Below are 17,298 nucleotides of genomic sequence, written 5' to 3' on the forward strand. Positions count from 1 at the left end.
AGACTTCCTGCACACCTACAACTACCACCGCTGCCACACCGCACTCGGCGGCCACCCACCGATCAGCCGCGTGAACAACGCTGCGGGTCAATACATCTAGGTCCCTTCTCGGGGACCTTGGCTCCGCCCGGGCCGCGTACCACGCGCCCGCCGACACCGCTCAGGAGGTCAAAGCGGGCTCCCGCTCCGGGAGTTCGCCGGACGACGCCTCGGCGGAGGCGTCCTCGGAGGCGTCGTCGAAGGCCTCCTCGTCACCGCCGCCCTCGACGTGCTGCCGCGGCTTGCCCGGAAGGGCGAACATCAGCAGGAAGATGACGACGAGCACGCCGACGACCCACCACAGCGAGTTCTGGAACGCGCCCACGATCTCCGTCGGCACCTCGCTCCGCGCCGCCTTCTCGTCGATCATGCCGAAGAAGACGACGGAGACCAGGCCGAGCCCGAGCGCCGTACCCATCTGCTGCACGGTGTTGAGCAGCCCGGACGCGGACCCCGAGTGCTCGCGCGGCACGTCCGAGAGGATGGCGTCCGTCAGGGGCGCGACGATGAATCCCATACCGGCGCCCATCACCACGAGCGGCAGCGCCATCTGCCAGGACGCGATGCCCGCGCCGTACCGGTCCGCCTCCCAGATGTAGAGCAGCACACCGGTGGCCATGATGAGCGCGCCGCCCTGGAGCACCTTGCGCCCGAACCGCGGCACGAGCTTCTGCACGGACATGCCGGCCGCCACCGAGACGGCGATCGAGAACGGCACCCCGGTCACACCCGCCCGCAGCGCGCTCCAGCCGAGTCCCGTCTGCATGTACACCGTCCAGACCAGGAAGAAGATGCCCATCGCGACACCGAACACGGTCTGCACCGCGATGCCCGCCGCGAAGCTCTTCACCTTGAACAGGGACAGCTCCACGAGCGGCGAACCGTCCTTCGCCGCCTTCGCCTTCTCGTACGCGATGAGCGCGCCGAACACGACGAGTCCGCCCGCCATCATGGCGTAGCCCCACAGCGGCCAGTCCAGCTCGCGCCCGCGGGTCAGCGGGTAGAGCACCATGAGCAGGCCGAGCGTGACGAGGACGACGCCGACGAGGTCGAGCTTGAGGGCCCTGGGCGCCTTGGACTCGGTGATGAACTTGCTGCCCAGGATCAGTCCCGCGATGCCGACCGGCAGGTTGATCAGGAAGATCGGCCGCCATTCGAGCCCGAAGATGTTCCACTGCGTGAGCAGCGCGCCGAGCAGCGGCCCGGACACCGCGCCGAGCCCCACGATCATCCCGAAGAGCCCGAAGACCTTGCCGCGCTCGTGCGCCGGGAAGGTGGCGTGCACGATCGAAAGGACCTGCGGCACCATCATCGCGGCCATGCCGCCCTGGAGAATCCGCGAGGCGACCAGCATCTCCGGGTTCGCGGCGAACCCGCAGAGCGCGGAGGCGAGCGTGAAGCCCGCGATCCCTATGAGGAACATCCGCTTGCGCCCGTGGATGTCGCCGAGCCGCCCGCCGGTGATGAGTCCGGCCGCGAAAGCGAGCGCGTAGCCCGCGGTGATCCACTGGATCTGGCTGTACGAGGCGCCCGCGTCCTCCTGGATGGACGGGATCGCGATGTTGACGATGGTGACGTCGACGAGGTCCATGAAGGCCGCGGTCATCACGATGGCGAGGGCGAACCAACGGCGCCGGTCGGCTGCGGCGGCCGTTCCGGGCGGGGTTGTGGCGGGGCTGCTGTAAGTCATGAGAGGAGACTAGAAGCCATATAGGCCAGAACGTGACCTAGATGCGCGGCATCCTGGACGACATGACTTCGACTTCGGGCACGACCTCGGCTTCGGAACGGTCCGGTGGGACCGGTGGTGGTACGGACACTCCTGCGCGGCTGCTCCAGCTCCTCTCCCTCCTCCAGACCCCGCGCGAGTGGCCCGGCGGTGAGCTGTCGGATCGGCTCGGGGTCAGCCGTCGCACGGTGCGGCGCGACATCGACCGGCTGCGGGACCTCGGCTATCCGGTGCAGGCGAGCCAGGGGGCCAGTGGTGGCTACCGTCTCGTCGCGGGCAAGGCGATGCCTCCGCTCGTCCTGGACGACGAGGAGGCGGTGGCGATCGCGGTGGGGCTCCGGGCAGGGGCGGGGCACGCGGTGGAGGGGGTGGAGGAGGCGTCGGTACGGGCCCTCGCGAAGCTGGAGCAGGTCCTTCCGTCCCGCCTGCGCCACCGCGTCCAGACCCTCCAGATCGCGACGACCCCGCTGACCAGCGGGGACGGCGCCAGCATCGCGCCCGAGACGCTTACGGTCATGGCGTCCGCGGCGGCGGGCCAGGAGCGTCTGCGCTTCGCCTACCGCTCCGGCGACGGCACGGAATCGCGCCGTCTGACGGAGCCGCACCGCCTCGTCTCGACGGGACGGCGCTGGTATCTGGTCGCATACGACATCGACCGCGACGACTGGCGCACGTTCCGGGTGGACCGGGTGTCGTCGCCCTTCGCGACCGGGGCGCGCTTCGTGCCGCGGGAGCTGCCCGCGGGGGACGCCGCGGAGTACATCCGCCGGTCGATGTGGCGGGGGCAGTCCTCGTACGAGATCGACGTGACGTTCTCGGCCCCCGCGGAGGCCGTCGCGGGGGCGTTCCCCTCGGCGTTGGGGACGCCGGAGCCGCTGACGGCCACTACGTGCAGGCTGCGCTCTACGGTGACTGACGCGGTTGACTGGCTGGCGGTGCGGCTGGCCATGACGGGCTGCGAGTTCGTGGCCCACGGGCCGCCGGAACTGGTGGCGGCCCTCCGTGAACTGGGCTCCCGCCTGACGCGGGCGTCGTCGCCCTCGGCGTGAGGGCGCATGCTGCGGGCCGGTGGGCGGGGATTCTTTCCCGCGCTCCGCGCGGAGGCCTCCCACCCACACACCACCCGTAACTCCGAGTAATCGACCGACCAACCAAAGCTCGTTCAGTGCGGGATGGATCCGGGACAAACGGGCGGGTGGGCGGGAGAGCTTGTTCGGTGCAGGACGGACGCGGGGCAAACGGGCGGGTGGGAGGGAAGGCCCGTTCGGCACGAGGAGAACGCCGGGCAAACGGGCGGGTGGGTGGGGAAGGCCCGCGCCAAGCGCCGGAAGAGCACAGGAATGAGCCCCGGTGCCGGGGGGGGGATGGCACCGGGGCTCAGCTAGAGGACGGCTTCGCGGGCCGCCAAGGCCTAGGCGGCTGCGTCGAACCCCGTGTCCCGCGCCAGCTTCTTCAGTTCGAGGAGCGCGTGCTTCTCGATCTGGCGGATCCGCTCGCGCGTCAGGCCATGCTGCTTGCCGACCTCTGTGAGGGTCCGCTCGCGGCCGTCCTCGATGCCGTAACGCATCTTGATGATGGAGGCCGTGCGCTGGTCGAGGCGGCCGATCAGGTCGTCCAGTTCCTCGCTGCGCAGCAGGGTCAGGACGGACTGCTCGGGAGAGACCGCGGAGGTGTCCTCGAGGAGGTCACCGAACTGCGTGTCTCCGTTGTCGTCCACGCCCATGTTCAGGGAGACCGGGTCGCGCGCCCAGTCCAGGACGTCGGTGACGCGCGCGGGCGTCGTGTCGAGCTCGGCCGCCACCTCTTCGGGCTCGGGGTCGCGCCCGTGCTTGCGGTTGAACTCGCGCATGACCCGGCGGATCCGTCCGAGCTCCTCCACCAGGTGGACGGGGAGACGGATCGTGCGGGACTGGTCGGCGATGGACCGCGTGATGGCCTGACGGATCCACCACGTGGCGTACGTGGAGAACTTGAAGCCCTTGGCGTAGTCGAACTTCTCGACCGCGCGGACCAGGCCCGCGTTCCCCTCCTGGATGAGGTCGAGGAGCGGCAGACCGCTGCGCGGGTAGCGGCGCGCGACGGCGACGACGAGCCGCAGGTTGGACCGGATGAAGACATCCTTCGCCCGCTCGCTGTCGGCGACCAGCGTCTCCAGCTCCTCACGGGTCGCGGAAGCACCGGGGACGGAGTCCTCGACGTCGCCGTCGAGTATCTTCCGGGCATACACGCCGGCCTCGATGATCTGGGACAGCTCGACTTCCTTGGCGGCGTCGAGCAGAGGCGTACGCGCGATCTCGTCGAGGTACATGCCGACCAGGTCGCGGTCGGCGATCTCCCCGCCTACGGCGCGAACACTGCGAGCCGCGTCGGTCTCGCCGGTGGAGGCGGACTTACGACGGGCGACGGCACGGGTTGCCATGCGTGCTCCCTTGCGTGTGGAGGTCCTGGTCGGCCCTTTTCACGGGCCTCTGTGGTGGAAACCACACCCTCGCGGGTGCCCTGCTTCCGATGGAAACAACGACTGGAATCCGGACAGAATTCCCAAGCCGCGCCACTATTTTCGTGACGTTGCAGTACCCTGTGCCGCCACAAGGGGAGGCCGGATGCCGTCGGAACGTACAGAGGTGCAGGTCAGGCCGGGCACGGAGGCCGATCTCAAGGCCCTGACCGATATCTACAACCACTATGTACGTGAGACGGCGATCACATTCGACACGGCCGTCTTCTCGCCGGAAGAGCGACACCCTTGGCTGCTCTCCCACCCTGAAGACGGCCCGCACCGCCTATTGGTTGCCCGCGAGCGGGATTCCGGGGTGATCCTCGGGTACGTCACCAGTTCTCCTTTCCGGGCCAAGCCCGCCTACGCCACCTCCGTGGAGGTGAGCGTCTACTGCGCTCCGGACACCGCGGGCCGCGGTGTCGGCACCCTGCTCTACAAGGCGCTCTTCGAGGCCCTGGAGGGCGAGGACCTGCACCGCGCCTACGCCGGGATCGCCCAGCCGAACGACGCGTCGGTCCGCCTCCACGAACGTTTCGGCTTCCGGCACGTCGGCACGTACCGAGAGGTGGGCCGCAAGTTCGGCCGCTACTGGGACGTCGCCTGGTACGAGCGTCCCCTGGGCCCCGGGCGTTGACGCGGGTCCTAGGTCCCGACCAGGCCCGTCGTAAGACCTGACTGGACCCGACCTAGGCCGCAAGGCCGTTACGCCCCGGCTCGCGCCCCGCCTACCGTGCCCGCCATGGACACCACGGCCGACACCACCGGCACCCTCGACGAAGCCCTCCAGCGCCTGCACGCCTCGGGCCCCGAGCGGCTCGGACGGCTCACCAACCACGCGCCGATGGCCGTCGAGGCTCTCGCCGCGCACGGCCGGTCCGGTGCCGTCCACCGCTGGCTGGAGCTGTACGCGCCGAAGTTGGAGGAGTACCCGAGTTCGATCGAGCCAATCACCGGCGACAACTGGCGCGAGGCCCTCGGCGATCCCCGCCGCGCGGCGGACTGGATCACGTACTTCGACCGACAGATCGGGGAGTCCGGCGGACGCCCGTGGCGCGACGTGCTGGCCGCCTGGTGGCCGCGTCTGCTGCCCGGCATGTACGGCGGCTCCACGCACCCGGTGATCCGCGTGGGCCACGCGGTGCGCACGCTCCTGAACGGCGAGGAGACGGGCCCCCGCCGCACCGAACTCGCCCACGGCCTCGGCTACTGGGCCGCCCGCCACCACCCCGTCACCGGCATCGGACTCCTGCCCGCAGTCGACGGCACCGCGGCCACCGCCCTGGACGCCGTGCAGCCGATCCCCGACCGGGCCGACGGCAGCTTCCCCGTCAGGCTGGGCCGGGTCGCGGGGCTGCCCGCGTGGGCGGCCTCCGTGACCGACCCCGACGAGGCGCACCGCAGGCTGACCGAGCTCGTGCGGGCGGCCACTCACCGGTACGCCACGCACGGCCACGGCGATCAGACCATGCTGGTGCACGCGTCGACCGCGCCCAATGCCGTCCTGCGTGCCCTGCCCGCGCTGCCCCGCGCCCTGTGGGCGCCGAGCCTGCACGCGGCCTGGACGGCGTCGGCCGCCGTGACCTCTATGTACGCCCCGGACGCCCCGGTCGCCTGCACCGCACCCGGCACCTTCGCCCCCGAGGAGGTCTTCGAGCGGGCCCTGGCGCACGGCGACGAGCACGTCATCAAGTTCGCCGACACGGCACTGGACGTGGGCGGCGACCAGGCCCTGACGGCGGCCCTGCGCGCGATCGAGCTCAGCGAGCCGCTCGTATAGGGCGGTCCCGTGCGGATCCTCAGCCGAACTGCACCGACCTCTTGGCAAGCCCCATCCAGAACCCGTCGATCACACTCCGCTGCCCGCCGAGGTCCCCCGCGGCCTCCGCCGCCCCCAGCGTCACGAACAGCGGCGCGAAGTGCTCCGTACGCGGATGCGCCAGCTCGCCCGCGGGGGATTTGTGCCGGAAGTCGAGGAGGCCGTCCACGTCGCCCGCGTCGAGCGCCTCGTGCCCCCACGCGTCGAACTCCACCGACCACGACGGCGTACCGCCCTGCCGCAGCGCCGCCAGGTTGTGCGTGAAGAAGCCGCTGCCGACGATCAGCACGCCCTCGTCCCGCAGCGGCGCCAGCTTGCGGCCGATGTCCATCAGGCGCCGCGGGTCGAGGGTCGGCAGGGAGATCTGGAGTACGGGGATGTCCGCGTGCGGGTACATCTCGACGAGGGGGACGTACGCTCCGTGGTCGAGTCCGCGATCCGGGATGTCCTGCACCGGCGTACCGGCCCCGCGCAGCAGTTTGCGTACGGAATCGGCCAGTTGAGGTGCGCCGGGAGCGGCGTACGTCACCTGGTAGTAGTGCTCGGGGAAGCCCCAGAAGTCGTACACGAGCGGCGTCGTCTCGATCGCGCCGAGCGCGAGCGGAGCCTCCTCCCAGTGGGCGGAGACCATGAGGATGGCCTTGGGGTGCGGCAGCTCGGCCGACCAGGCGCGGAGCTGGTCGGGCCAGAGCGCGTCGTCGGCGAGCGGGGGTGCGCCGTGGCTGAGGTACAGGGCGGGCATGCGCTCCTGGGTTGCGGTCATGGCGGCACCTCCGAGAACGTTCGGGGACAAGTTGCTTTAACTCTCAAGTTTCTCTGGTGATGACCCTACTCCTGCATTGTTTAACTTTCAAGAAAGGGCTGCGTACAGTGGAGTACATGGACACGGCACCCACTTCTCCCCCCGACGGGGAACCGCGCTGGCTCGACGACGGGGAACAGCGCACCTGGCTCGCGTATCTCCAGGCCACCACGCTCCTGGAGGACCATCTCGACCGCCAGTTGCAGCGCGACGCCGGCATGCCGCACATCTACTACGGCCTGCTCGTCCAGCTCTCCGTCGCCCCGCGGCGGCGGCTGCGGATGACCGAGCTGGCCAGGAACACCAAGATCACCCGGTCCCGGCTCTCGCACGCCATCGCCCGCCTGGAGAAGAACGGCTGGGTGCGCCGCGAGGACTGCCCCTCCGACAAGCGCGGCCAGTTCGCGATCCTCACCGACGACGGCTACGAGGTGCTTCGCAGGACCGCCCCCGGCCATGTCACCGCCGTACGCCAGGCCCTCTTCGACCGGCTTACCCCGGAACAGCAGAAATCCCTCGGCGAGATCATGGTGATCGTCGCCGAGGGACTTCAGCCGAAGGAGGCGGGGGCGGACCTGCCCTGGCTCCGCTAGACCCCCTTCAGGGAGTGCGGGCAGCCGGGGTCAGTGCGCGACCACCGGGATCCGCACCTCGTCCTCGACCGCACCGTCGGTGTCGCCCGAGGCGGCCGGAGCGCCGCCCTGGGCGCCGGTGTTGATGAGGGTGAAGGCGATCGCGGAGGCGGCGAGCAGGATGCCCACGGCCCACCAGATCGCGCTGGTGTAGCCCTCGACCATGGCCTGCGCCTGGAGCAGCTTCTGCGCGGCCGGAGTGGTCGCGCCCGCCGCGTGGTCCACGACGTACGCCGTGGTGGCGAAGGCGGCGATGGTGTTCAGGAGAGCGGTGCCGATGGCGCCGCCGACCTGCTGCGAGGTGTTGACCATCGCGGAGGCGACACCGGAGTCACGCGGCTCGACACCGTGCGTGGCAAGGGACATGGCGGGCATGAACGCCGTACCCATGCCGAGACCGAGCAGCAGCTGCGCGGGCAGGATCAGACCGGCGTACGAGGTGCCGATCTCCAGCTGCGTCAGGAGCAGCATGCCGACGGCCGCGACCACGAAGCCGGGGCCCATGAGCAGCCGCGGCGCGACGCGGGTCATCAGGCGGGCGCCGATCTGCGTGGAGCCCGTGATCATGCCGACGATCATCGGCAGGAACGCGAAGCCGGTCTTGACCGGCGAGAAGCCCTTGACGATCTGCAGGTAGTACGTGAGGAAGAGGAACAGGCCGAACATCGCGATGATCGCGAGGCCGAGCGAGAGGTAGACGCCGCCGCGGTTGCGCTCGGTCAGGACGCGCAGCGGAAGCAGCGGCGACTTGACCTTGGCCTCGGTGAGGACGAACGCGGCGAGCAGGACGGCGGAGCCGACGAACATGCCGATGGTCAGGGAGTCCGACCAGCCGGCCGACTCGGCGCGCGTGAAGCCGTAGACGAGCGAGACCAGACCGAGGGTGGACAGGACCACGCCGGGGATGTCGAGCGGCGAGCGGTTGCGGCCGCCGGCCGGCTCACGGATGACGAAGTACGCGCCGAGGGCCGCGACCGCCGCGAACGGGATGTTCACGAAGAACGTCCAGCGCCAGTTCAGGTATTCGGTGAGGAAGCCGCCGAGGATCAGGCCCACGGCGCCACCGCCACCGGCGATCGCACCGTAGATGCCGAACGCCTTGGCGCGCTCCTTGGCATCGGTGAACATCACGGCGAGCAGCGAGAGGGCGGCGGGCGCGAGCAGCGCGCCGAACACACCCTGGAGGGCGCGGGCGCCCAGCATCATCGCCTCGCCGGTCGCGGCGCCGCCGAGCGCGGAGGCCGCGGCGAAGCCGATCAGGCCGGTCACAAAGGTGCGCTTGCGGCCCCAGAGGTCGGCTATGCGACCGCCGAAGAGCAGCAGACCACCAAAGGCAAGGGCGTAGGCCGTGATGACCCACTGGCGGTTGCCGTCCGAGATGCCCAGGTCCTGCTGGGCGGAGGGCAGCGCGATGTTCACGATGGTCGCGTCGAGGACGACCATCAGCTGCGCGAGCGCGATGAAGATCAGCGCTTTCCAGCGCCTGGGATCTGTTTCTGACATGGGAGTAGCCACCTAGCGGTACGAGTGGTGAAAACGAGTGGTGAAAAACGATGAAAAAGCGACGCGCGCTGCGCAGGGCGAAGTCGAGCGTGTGAAGTCGAATGTGGTCAGGCGTGTCAGGCGTGTCAGGCCTGTTCAGGCATGAGATCGAGCGTGGTCAGGCAGGACTCAGGACTGGCGGAGGTCCTCCAAGGTCGCCGCCTCACCGGGCAGCTCGGAGCGGGCAGGCGCCATCAGGCCGTCGAGGAACAGCTGGAGATGACGGTGGACGAAACGGTCCATGTTCGGGCACGCCGTGCCGGGCAGCGGCCTCGTGAGCTGTGAGAGGGCGACCATGAGGTCCCCGACGGCGATGTCGGTGCGCAGCTGCCCGGCCGCGCGCGCCCTGTGCATAAGCCCGTCGATCACGGCTTCGAGCCGCAGACGGGCGTCGACCAGATCCGGATGATCGGGGTCGAAGGCCGCCTGGAGGATCGGGCACAGGGCGCCGATCCGCTCGTCGGCGGAAGCATGTACGAACCGGCGCAGGGCGTCGAACGAGGCGCTCGCGTCGGCGTCGGCCGCCGCGATCGCCTCCTCGGCGTGCGCCGATACGCGGTCGGTGACCATCAGGACGACCTGGTGGACCAGTTCGGAACGGTCGGCGAAGTGCCGGTAGACCGTGGCATTGCCGACGCCGGCCCGGCGGGCGACCTCGTCGAGCGGCACGTCGGGGCCGAACTCGACGAACATCTCGCGTGCGGCGGCGACGATCCGCTCCCGGTTGCGCAGGGCGTCGGCCCGCGGGCGGGGCGTGCGGCGCTGCTCAGCGGTGGCGGTCTCCACGGCGGCTCTCCTCAGGCTTGTGGTCGGGCCTCCGGACGCGGGGTCCCGGAGCCTCGGATGGGCGATGCGGGGAATCACTCCCCGTTTCGCTCGGACACAGGTCTAAACGGGGAGAGAGTCCCCGGATATTTCCCGCCGCCCGACTTTCTTTCCGTGACCCGCGTCACACCTTCATGGGCGTCTTCCGCACACCTTCGTACGCGAAGAACACACGATCAGTCGCACTCAGCGAGCGTCCGCGCACACACCGGAAGAGGGTGATCGAAAGGGTGCAGCCAGGACCGGCGGCTGCCGCTACGGGAAGGCCCACGCATGCAGCAGCCGACCTGGAGGCAGATACGCGGAGCGCGACGTGGCGCTGCACTCGCCACCTGCGCCGTCCTTGCCCTCACGGTCACCACATCGGCGAGCACCGGCCGCCTGATGGAGGAGTCCCCCCGGGCGGCGGGCCCCGTGTCCCTGGCCCGCGCGACGACCCTCAGCCCGTGCATGATCACCGGCACGATGGGCGTCCAGATGTCCGAGGGCGTCCCCACGACCTCCGGCTACTCCCGCTCCACCGGCACCGTCCGGGCCCTGAACCTCATGGTCGACTTCTCCGACGCCCCCGGCGAGGGAAGCGCGCTCGACCGCCTCGCGGAGTTCTTCCCGCAGACATCGGACTGGTTCCGCACCAGCTCCTACGGACGTCTCGACTACCGCCCCGAGTCCCCCGTCCCGAACTGGCTGCGGATGCCCAAGAGCTTCAAGGAGTACGGGATAGAGCGCGGCGCCCCCTTCGATCCCGGCTACCGCGAGCTGGTCACGGACATCGTGGCGGCCGCCGACCCGGACGTGGACTTCCGCGAGTACGACCTGGTGAACATCCTCATCACGCCGAACGCGGGCCCTTCCGCGCTCGACACCGTGCTCTCCGTGACCTTCGCGGGCAACACCGAGGCGCCCGTCGCGGACGGCGTCCCGGTCTCCAACGCGTCCTTCGTCTACAGCCGCCAGGACGACGGCTCGGGCAGCTACGCGGAGACCGGCTACCGCGTGCTCCCGCACGAGAACGGCCACGTCTTCGGCCTGCCCGACCTCTACACGCAGGACGGCGGCGGCGCGGTCGGCCACTGGGACATCATGAGCGAGGACTGGGGCGCCAACAACGACCTGCTGGCCTGGCACAAGTGGAAGCTCGGCTGGATCGGCGACGACCAGATCAGCTGCGCGTCGAACTCCGGCACCACCGAGCACACGCTGAGCCCGCTGCCGGCGGACGGCGGCACCAAACTCGCGTTCGTGCCGCTGGACTCGACGCACGGGTACGCGGTCGAGGTGCGCACCCGCGGCGGCAACGACGAGGCGATCTGCAAGCCCGGCGTGCTCATATACCGGGTGGACGCGGAGGTCGACACGGGCCGCGGCCCGATCACCGTCTCCGACTCCACGAAGGACAGCGGCGGCTGCACGCGCCAGCCGAACGTCCACGCGGAGCTCTCCGACGCGACCTACGAGCCCGGCCAGACCTTCACGGACAAGAAGAAGGGCGTACGCATCACGGTGTCCGACATCGACGCCGACGGCCGCTACCGGGTGCACGTCACGCGCCCGTAAACCCACGCCGCTCAGCCGCCGTTGACGGACTTGGCGGAGCCGGACCCGGCGCCCGGCACGGTCTGCTGCACCTGCCGCAGGAAGGCGGCGTTGTCCGGGGTCTTGCGCAGGCGCTCGATCAGCGCCTCCAGGTTGCTCTGCGCGTCCCTGCCGTGCAGGGCGCGCCGCAGTCCGCGTACGGCCGTCAACTCGTCCGAGGGAACGAGCAGTTCGTCACGACGCGTGCCGGACGGGGTCACGTCCACGGCCGGGAAGACGCGCCGCTCGGCCATGCCGCGGTCGAGGCGGAGTTCCATGTTGCCGGTGCCCTTGAGCTCCTCGAAGTAGTAGTCGTCGGCGCGCGATCCGGTCTCCACGAGCACCGTGGCGAGCATGGTCAGGGACCCGCCCTCCTCCGCGCACCGCGCGGCGCCGAAGAGCCGCTTGGGGCCCTGGATCGCGGCGGCGTCAACGCCTCCTGAGAGGGTACGGCCGCCGCTGGAGGCCGCGTTGTTGTACGCGCGGCACAGCCGGGTGAGGGAGTCGAAGAGCATGACGACGTCCTTGCCCTCCTCGGTGAGCCGCTTGGCGCGCTCGACGGCGAGTTCGGCGAGGGCGATGTGCTGCTTGGCGGGCCGGTCGAAGGTCGAGGCGAGCACTTCGCCCCGTACGGAACGCTTCATGTCCGTGACCTCTTCGGGCCGTTCGTCGAGCAGCACCACCATGAGGTGCGCCTCGGGGTGGTTGGCGCCGACGGCTGCGGCGATCTGCTGGAGCAGTACGGTCTTGCCGGTGCGGGGCGGCGCGACGATCAGGCCGCGCTGGCCCTTGCCGACCGGGGCGACGAGGTCGATGAGCCGGGTGGCGATGGAGCCGCCGCCGCTGCCGGGCGTCTCCAGGCGGAGCCGCTCGCGGGGGTGCAGCGGGGTCAGGTCGCCGAACCGGGCCCGCCTGCGCAGGGCTTCGGCCGAGTGGCCGTTGACCCGGTCGACGCCGGTGAGGGTGCGGCCCTTGCCGCTGGTGCCCTCGACGAGGTCGCCCGCGCGCAGCCCGAGCCTGCGGATGAGCGCGGAGGGGACGGTCACGTCGCCGGGGGTGGGCAGGCAATCGCCCGTACGGAGATGGCCGTTGGCGTTGTGACTGATGTCGAGGATGCCGGAGACGGCGACGGCGGGCGTCTCGTCGGCAGCGGCGGTGGGGGTAGGGGTGGTTGGGTTGGTGGTCTTGTTCCGGGTAATGGTTGCGGTACTCATGATGGGGTCCTTTCGCAGACATGCGAACGAGAGGCCCGGCGGGACGGTGTGTTCACGTCCCGTACGACGGGCGGAGAAAAGAACGGCAGCGGACGGCTTCGCGGAAATACGGAGCTTCGGTGCTGCGAGAGCCTCGACGAGGCGGAAAAGAAGAGAAGATCAGCGAAGATCGGTGAAATTCACTGATGATCGGCACCGGCGCCGCAGAAGGCGGCGTGCACACGTGCTGTTCGCAAGGTAGCACAGCTCACGGACGGTCGAGAGTGACCTGCGTCACCCCGACCGCACCCTGGCCCCGCACACCCCGCACCCGGACCGGCACCCCGGCCCACATAAGGGGCCTCTCGGCTATGTGGGCCCCACACATGGGAACCCCGCCCGGCGCACCCTTACGTTTCCGGCCATGACGAGCCCCACTCCCCGCGGTGAAGCCCCCGCAGGACCCGCCCTCACCGGCCCCGGCCCCGCAGGAACCGGAGCCGGCCTGACCGGCCGCACCGCCCTGGTCACCGGCGGCGCGAGCGGCATCGGCCGGGCGTGCGCGGTGGCCCTGGCGGGCGCCGGCGCCTTCGTCCACGTCGTGGATCTGCACGCCGATGCGGCCAAGGACGTCGCGGACGGCATCGACGGCGAGGCCCACGCCGTGGACCTCGCCGATCCGGCCGCGGTGGACACCCTGCCCACCCGCGTCGACATCCTCGTCAACAGCGCCGGGCTCCAACACGTCGCCGCCATCGAGGAGTTCCCCCCGGAGCGGTTCGACCTCATCCAGAAGGTCATGGTCACCGCGCCGTTCCTGCTGCTGCGCCGGACGCTGCCCCACATGTACGCCGAAGGCTGGGGCCGCGTGGTGAACATCTCCAGCGTGCACGGCCTGCGCGCAAGCCCCTTCAAGTCCGCCTACGTCGCCGCCAAGCACGCCCTTGAGGGCCTGAGCAAGGTCACCGCCCTGGAGGGCGCGTCGCACGGCGTCACCAGCAACTGCCTCAGCCCCGGCTACACCCGTACGCCCCTGGTCGAGGACCAGATCAGCGCCCAGGCCACCGCCCACGGCATCGCCCCCGAGCAGGTCCTCACCGACGTACTGCTGCGGCGTTCCGCGGTCAAGCGCCTGATCGAGCCCGAGGAGATCGCCGCCGCGGCGCTCTGGCTCTGCGGCCCCAACAGCGGCTTCGTCACCGGAGCCTCGCTCCCCCTGGACGGCGGCTGGACCGCCGCCTGACCCCCGCTCGCCTCTGTCCCCCCGCTCCCCCCGTCGCACACCCCGTCCCCATCGAGAAACGGATCACGCCATGGCAGCCGCAACGCCGCGCGCCCAGGGCAAGAACCCGGGTCAGACCCCGGGCAAGCCGGGCATCGCCCGCATCATCAGCGCCAGCCTCATCGGCACCACCATCGAGTGGTACGACTTCTTCCTCTACGGGTCCGCCGCAGCCCTGGTCTTCAACACCCTCTTCTTCCCCGACAGCGACCCCCTGGTCGGCACCCTCCTGTCCTTCCTCACCTACGCGGTCGGCTTCGCGGCCCGGCCCCTCGGCGGCGTCGTCTTCGGCCACTTCGGCGACAAGATCGGCCGCAAGAAGCTTCTCGTCCTGAGCCTGATGATGATGGGCGGCGCCACCTTCGCGATGGGCCTGCTGCCCACCCACGCGACGCTCGGCGTCGGCGCCCCGATCCTGCTCACCCTGCTGCGCCTGGTCCAGGGCTTCGCGCTCGGCGGCGAGTGGGGCGGCGCCGTCCTGATCGTCTCCGAGCACGGCGACGACAAGAACCGCGGCTTCTGGGCCTCCTGGCCGCAGGCGGGCGCCCCCGGCGGCAACCTCCTCGCCACCGGCGTCCTCGCGCTCCTCGCCGCCGTCCAGTCCGACGAGGCGTTCCTCGCCTGGGGCTGGCGCATCCCGTTCCTGCTCTCCGGCGTGCTCGTGATCATCGGCCTGTGGATACGGGTCTCGGTCTCGGAGTCCCCGCTCTTCCTGGAGGCGCAGGCCCGCGCGGAGGCCGAGGCCGCCGAGTCCGGTGCGGCGGGCAAGGAGGACGCCCCGGTCGTCGAGGTCTTCCGGCACAACTGGCGCGGCGTCCTCACCGCGATCGGCACCCGGCTCGGCGAGAACGTCTCGTACTACATCCTCACGGCCTTCGTCCTGGTCTACGTCACCGTGCATCTGGAACTGCCCAAGAGCACCGCCCTGAACGCCGTGCTCATCGGCTCCGCCGTGCACTTCGTGACGATCCCGCTGTGGGGCGCCCTCTCGGACCGCATCGGCCGCAGGCCCGTCACCCTGATCGGCTCGGTCGGCATGGCGGTGTGGGCGTTCGCGTTCTTCGCGCTCGTCGACAGCGAGTCCTTCGCCGTGATCACCCTCGCGGTCACGGTCGGGCTGCTCTTCCACGGCGCGATGTACGGGCCGCAGGCCGCCTTCATCTCCGAGATGTTCGACACGAAGGTCCGCTACTCCGGTGCCTCGATGGGCTCGCAGCTCGCGTCCATCATCGGCGGCGCGCTCGCCCCGATCATCGCGGTCGAGCTCCTCAAGGACTTCGAGTCGGCGACGCCGGTGGCCCTCTACGTCTGCGTAACCGTGGTGATCACGACGCTCACCGTGCTCGTGGCGAAGGAGACGCGGGGTCGTTCGCTCGCACAGGAGCGGCATTCCGCTGCCGGGGATTCCTCGACGGCCACCACCGCCTCGGCGACAATCTCCACCTGACCGCACCAGCAGCACGCGTACCCCGCTCCCGGAGGCGACCGTCGTATGTCCAGCTCCCCTGACGCCGCCCACCGGGAGCAGGCGTGTACGGCGACCGCCCTGCGCGAGCTGCTCGACCTGCTCGCCGGGGACGCCCCCGCCGAGCAGTTCGCCCGCCCTGCCGCGGCGGCACGCGCGGCAGGGGCAAGCGGCGCCGAGCTCACGGCGATCGACGAGGCCACGCAGACCGCCCTGCGCGTGCGCCGCACCCTCAACCAGCACCAGCGGCGCGAGGCCGAGCTCACCGCCCTCTTCGACACCGCGGGGGACCTCGCGGCGCTGCGTGACCTGGACGCGGTGCTCCGGGCCATCGTGCACCGGGCCAAGCTGCTGCTCCGTACGGACGTCGCGTACCTCTCGCTCAACGATCCGGCCGGGGGCGACACGTACATGCGCGTGACGGACGGCTCGGTCTCCGCGGCCTTCCAGAATCTGCGGCTCGGCATGGGCGAGGGGCTCGGCGGCCTGGTCGCCCAGACCGCCCGTCCGTACGCCACCGGGGACTACGAGGTCGACCCCCGTTTCCAGCACACCGTGCCCATCGACAGCGCCGTACTTGAGGAGGGGCTGCACGCCATCCTCGGCGTACCGCTGCGGCAGGGCACCCATGTCATCGGGGTGCTCTACGCGGCCGACCGCACCGCCCGCGCCTTCACCCCCGACGAGGGCGCGCTGCTCTCCTCGCTCGCCGACCACGCGGCGATCGCCATCGACAGCGCACGCCGGATGGAGGAGACCAGGACCGCGCTCGTCGACCTGAACGCGGCCTCGCAGACGATCCGCGCGCACAGCGAGGCCCTGCGCAGGGCCGAGGACGCCCACGACCGCCTGACCGATCTCGTCCTGCGCGGCGGCGACTTCACGGAGGTCGCCACCGCCATCGGCGCGCTCCTGCGGGGCGGCACGCTGATCCATGACGCGGACGGCACGGAGTTGGCGCGTGTGGATGCGGGGGGTGCGGAGTCGGGTGGCGCGGGTACGGAGGGCGCGGGGCAGGGCCTTGCGGACACGGACGGCGCGGGGCAGGGCCGCGTCGGCGGCGGCTCCCGTACGCCCCGGCCCAGCGGCGGCTCCCGTATGCCCCCGCTGCCCGGCGCCGACCCTGGTGCCCCGCCCCCGGCCAAGGCCGTCGCCGCATCCCGCGCCAGCGGGCGGGCCGTACCCCTCGACGGGACCTGGGTGTGCGCGGTCCTCGCGGGCGCGGAGCTCCTCGGCAGCATCGCGCTCACCGGCCGTCCCGACCTGGGCGAGGCCGACCGGCGCCTCTTCGAGCGCGCCGGGGTCGTCACCGCGCTGCTCCTGCTCCTGCGCCGCTCGGCCGCCGAGGCGGAGGACCGCGTGCGCGGCGAACTCCTGGGCGACCTGCTCTCCCTCTCCGGCACTCCGGGCCGCCTCACCGCCAGGGCCCGCCGCCTGGACGTGGACCTGACGCTCCCGCACTCGGTGTTCGTCACGCACAGCGAGGCGGCGTCCCGGCGGCTGCTGCTCTCCTCGGCGGCGCGCGCCGCCCGCGCCCACCGCGGCCTGTCCGGCCTGCACCACGACCACGTGGTCCTGGTGACCCCGGCCGGCGACACCGGCGCCAGGGCCCGCGCACTGGCCGCCGAGCTCAAGCAGGCCACCGGCGCCCCCGTCACGGTGGGCGCCGCGGGCCCCGCGACCGGCCCCGAAGCCCTCTCGCAGGCGCACGCCGAGGCACTGCGCTGCCTGTCCGCCCTGCGCGCGCTCGGCCACACCGGCCAGGGCGCGGACCTGCCCGACCTCGGCTTCCTCGGCGTACTCCTCGGCGACGACACGAACCTCGACTCGTACGTACGCCGCACGCTGGGCCCGGTCCTGGACTACGACACCAAGCGCGGCACCGAACTCGTCCACAC

14 protein-coding genes and 1 pseudogene are annotated in these 17,298 nt (G+C 70.9%); 9 read left to right on the top strand and 6 right to left on the bottom strand.

Annotated elements, in window-relative coordinates:
• Positions 1-100: pseudogene (locus ACQKIP_RS19685) on the top strand (IS481 family transposase); the annotation flags it as partial.
• 60 nt (positions 101-160) lie between these two features.
• Here the strand turns inward: ACQKIP_RS19685 and ACQKIP_RS19690 are convergent.
• The gene (locus tag ACQKIP_RS19690; protein WP_365860474.1) at positions 161-1,729 is read right to left on the bottom strand and encodes an MFS transporter; all 1,569 of its coding nucleotides are present in this window, start codon (positions 1,727-1,729) and stop codon (positions 161-163) included.
• 62 nt (positions 1,730-1,791) lie between these two features.
• Between ACQKIP_RS19690 and ACQKIP_RS19695 the strand changes: the two genes are divergently transcribed.
• Entirely contained in the window at positions 1,792-2,817 is a 1,026-nt protein-coding gene (locus ACQKIP_RS19695) for a helix-turn-helix transcriptional regulator (protein ID WP_365860473.1), read from the top strand.
• Between the two features lie 362 nt (positions 2,818-3,179).
• Here ACQKIP_RS19695 and ACQKIP_RS19700 read toward each other — a convergent pair whose 3' ends face one another.
• The gene (locus ACQKIP_RS19700) at positions 3,180-4,187 is read right to left on the bottom strand and encodes a sigma-70 family RNA polymerase sigma factor (protein WP_365860472.1); all 1,008 of its coding nucleotides are present in this window, start codon (positions 4,185-4,187) and stop codon (positions 3,180-3,182) included.
• A gap of 184 nt (positions 4,188-4,371) precedes the next feature.
• Between ACQKIP_RS19700 and ACQKIP_RS19705 the strand changes: the two genes are divergently transcribed.
• Both ACQKIP_RS19705 and ACQKIP_RS19710 read left to right on the top strand, forming a co-directional pair.
• On the top strand, positions 4,372-4,902 hold the full coding sequence (locus tag ACQKIP_RS19705) for a GNAT family N-acetyltransferase (protein ID WP_365860471.1): 531 nt from the start codon (positions 4,372-4,374) through the stop codon (positions 4,900-4,902).
• A gap of 105 nt (positions 4,903-5,007) precedes the next feature.
• A complete protein-coding gene (locus ACQKIP_RS19710; RefSeq protein ID WP_365860470.1) occupies positions 5,008-6,045 on the top strand; it encodes a questin oxidase family protein in 1,038 nt (345 codons plus the stop codon).
• A 19-nt stretch (positions 6,046-6,064) separates the two neighbouring features.
• Here ACQKIP_RS19710 and ACQKIP_RS19715 read toward each other — a convergent pair whose 3' ends face one another.
• Positions 6,065-6,847: a dioxygenase family protein gene (locus tag ACQKIP_RS19715; protein ID WP_365860469.1), complete on the bottom strand. Its 783-nt coding sequence runs from the start codon at positions 6,845-6,847 to the stop codon at positions 6,065-6,067.
• 116 nt (positions 6,848-6,963) lie between these two features.
• Here ACQKIP_RS19715 and ACQKIP_RS19720 point away from each other — a divergent pair, with 116 nt between their 5' ends.
• A complete protein-coding gene (locus ACQKIP_RS19720) occupies positions 6,964-7,479 on the top strand; it encodes a MarR family winged helix-turn-helix transcriptional regulator (RefSeq protein WP_365860468.1) in 516 nt (171 codons plus the stop codon).
• Between the two features lie 30 nt (positions 7,480-7,509).
• On the opposite strand, the gene ACQKIP_RS19725 is transcribed toward ACQKIP_RS19720, so the two are convergent.
• Both ACQKIP_RS19725 and ACQKIP_RS19730 read right to left on the bottom strand, forming a co-directional pair.
• The gene (locus ACQKIP_RS19725) at positions 7,510-9,021 is read right to left on the bottom strand and encodes an MFS transporter (RefSeq protein WP_365860467.1); all 1,512 of its coding nucleotides are present in this window, start codon (positions 9,019-9,021) and stop codon (positions 7,510-7,512) included.
• A gap of 168 nt (positions 9,022-9,189) precedes the next feature.
• The gene (locus ACQKIP_RS19730) at positions 9,190-9,846 is read right to left on the bottom strand and encodes a TetR/AcrR family transcriptional regulator (protein ID WP_365860466.1); all 657 of its coding nucleotides are present in this window, start codon (positions 9,844-9,846) and stop codon (positions 9,190-9,192) included.
• Positions 9,847-10,158: 312 nt separating this feature from the next.
• Between ACQKIP_RS19730 and ACQKIP_RS19735 the strand changes: the two genes are divergently transcribed.
• A complete protein-coding gene (locus tag ACQKIP_RS19735) occupies positions 10,159-11,442 on the top strand; it encodes a M6 family metalloprotease domain-containing protein (RefSeq protein WP_365860465.1) in 1,284 nt (427 codons plus the stop codon).
• 11 nt (positions 11,443-11,453) lie between these two features.
• Here ACQKIP_RS19735 and rho read toward each other — a convergent pair whose 3' ends face one another.
• Positions 11,454-12,674, bottom strand: a complete 1,221-nt coding sequence (rho, locus tag ACQKIP_RS19740) for a transcription termination factor Rho (protein ID WP_365860464.1) — start codon at positions 12,672-12,674, stop codon at positions 11,454-11,456.
• A 403-nt stretch (positions 12,675-13,077) separates the two neighbouring features.
• On the opposite strand from rho, the gene ACQKIP_RS19745 reads away from it, so the two are divergent.
• The 3 genes from ACQKIP_RS19745 to ACQKIP_RS19755 form a co-directional block, all read left to right on the top strand.
• A complete protein-coding gene (locus ACQKIP_RS19745; RefSeq protein WP_365860463.1) occupies positions 13,078-13,896 on the top strand; it encodes a 3-hydroxybutyrate dehydrogenase in 819 nt (272 codons plus the stop codon).
• A gap of 70 nt (positions 13,897-13,966) precedes the next feature.
• Positions 13,967-15,382, top strand: coding sequence for an MFS transporter (locus ACQKIP_RS19750; protein ID WP_365860462.1), 1,416 nt, complete (start codon positions 13,967-13,969; stop codon positions 15,380-15,382).
• 45 nt (positions 15,383-15,427) lie between these two features.
• The coding region (locus tag ACQKIP_RS19755) for a GAF domain-containing protein (RefSeq protein WP_427743584.1) at positions 15,428-17,298 on the top strand (1,871 nt) is incomplete at its 3' end.

This window comes from Streptomyces sp. NPDC059900 (assembly GCF_050270335.1).
In the GTDB taxonomy this organism is placed as follows: Bacteria; Actinomycetota; Actinomycetes; order Streptomycetales; family Streptomycetaceae; genus Streptomyces.

Bases quoted from the DNA above. Each gene is read 5' to 3' on its own strand.
- ACQKIP_RS19690 (WP_365860474.1), bottom strand. From the start codon at position 1,729: ATGACTTACAGCAGCCCCGCCACAACCCCGCCCGGAACGGCCGCCGCA.
- ACQKIP_RS19695 (WP_365860473.1), top strand. From the start codon at position 1,792: ATGACTTCGACTTCGGGCACGACCTCGGCTTCGGAACGGTCCGGTGGG.
- ACQKIP_RS19700 (WP_365860472.1), bottom strand. From the start codon at position 4,187: ATGGCAACCCGTGCCGTCGCCCGTCGTAAGTCCGCCTCCACCGGCGAG.
- ACQKIP_RS19705 (WP_365860471.1), top strand. From the start codon at position 4,372: ATGCCGTCGGAACGTACAGAGGTGCAGGTCAGGCCGGGCACGGAGGCC.
- ACQKIP_RS19710 (WP_365860470.1), top strand. From the start codon at position 5,008: ATGGACACCACGGCCGACACCACCGGCACCCTCGACGAAGCCCTCCAG.
- ACQKIP_RS19715 (WP_365860469.1), bottom strand. From the start codon at position 6,847: ATGACCGCAACCCAGGAGCGCATGCCCGCCCTGTACCTCAGCCACGGC.
- ACQKIP_RS19720 (WP_365860468.1), top strand. From the start codon at position 6,964: ATGGACACGGCACCCACTTCTCCCCCCGACGGGGAACCGCGCTGGCTC.
- ACQKIP_RS19725 (WP_365860467.1), bottom strand. From the start codon at position 9,021: ATGTCAGAAACAGATCCCAGGCGCTGGAAAGCGCTGATCTTCATCGCG.
- ACQKIP_RS19735 (WP_365860465.1), top strand. From the start codon at position 10,159: ATGCAGCAGCCGACCTGGAGGCAGATACGCGGAGCGCGACGTGGCGCT.
- rho (WP_365860464.1), bottom strand. From the start codon at position 12,674: ATGAGTACCGCAACCATTACCCGGAACAAGACCACCAACCCAACCACC.
- ACQKIP_RS19745 (WP_365860463.1), top strand. From the start codon at position 13,078: ATGACGAGCCCCACTCCCCGCGGTGAAGCCCCCGCAGGACCCGCCCTC.
- ACQKIP_RS19750 (WP_365860462.1), top strand. From the start codon at position 13,967: ATGGCAGCCGCAACGCCGCGCGCCCAGGGCAAGAACCCGGGTCAGACC.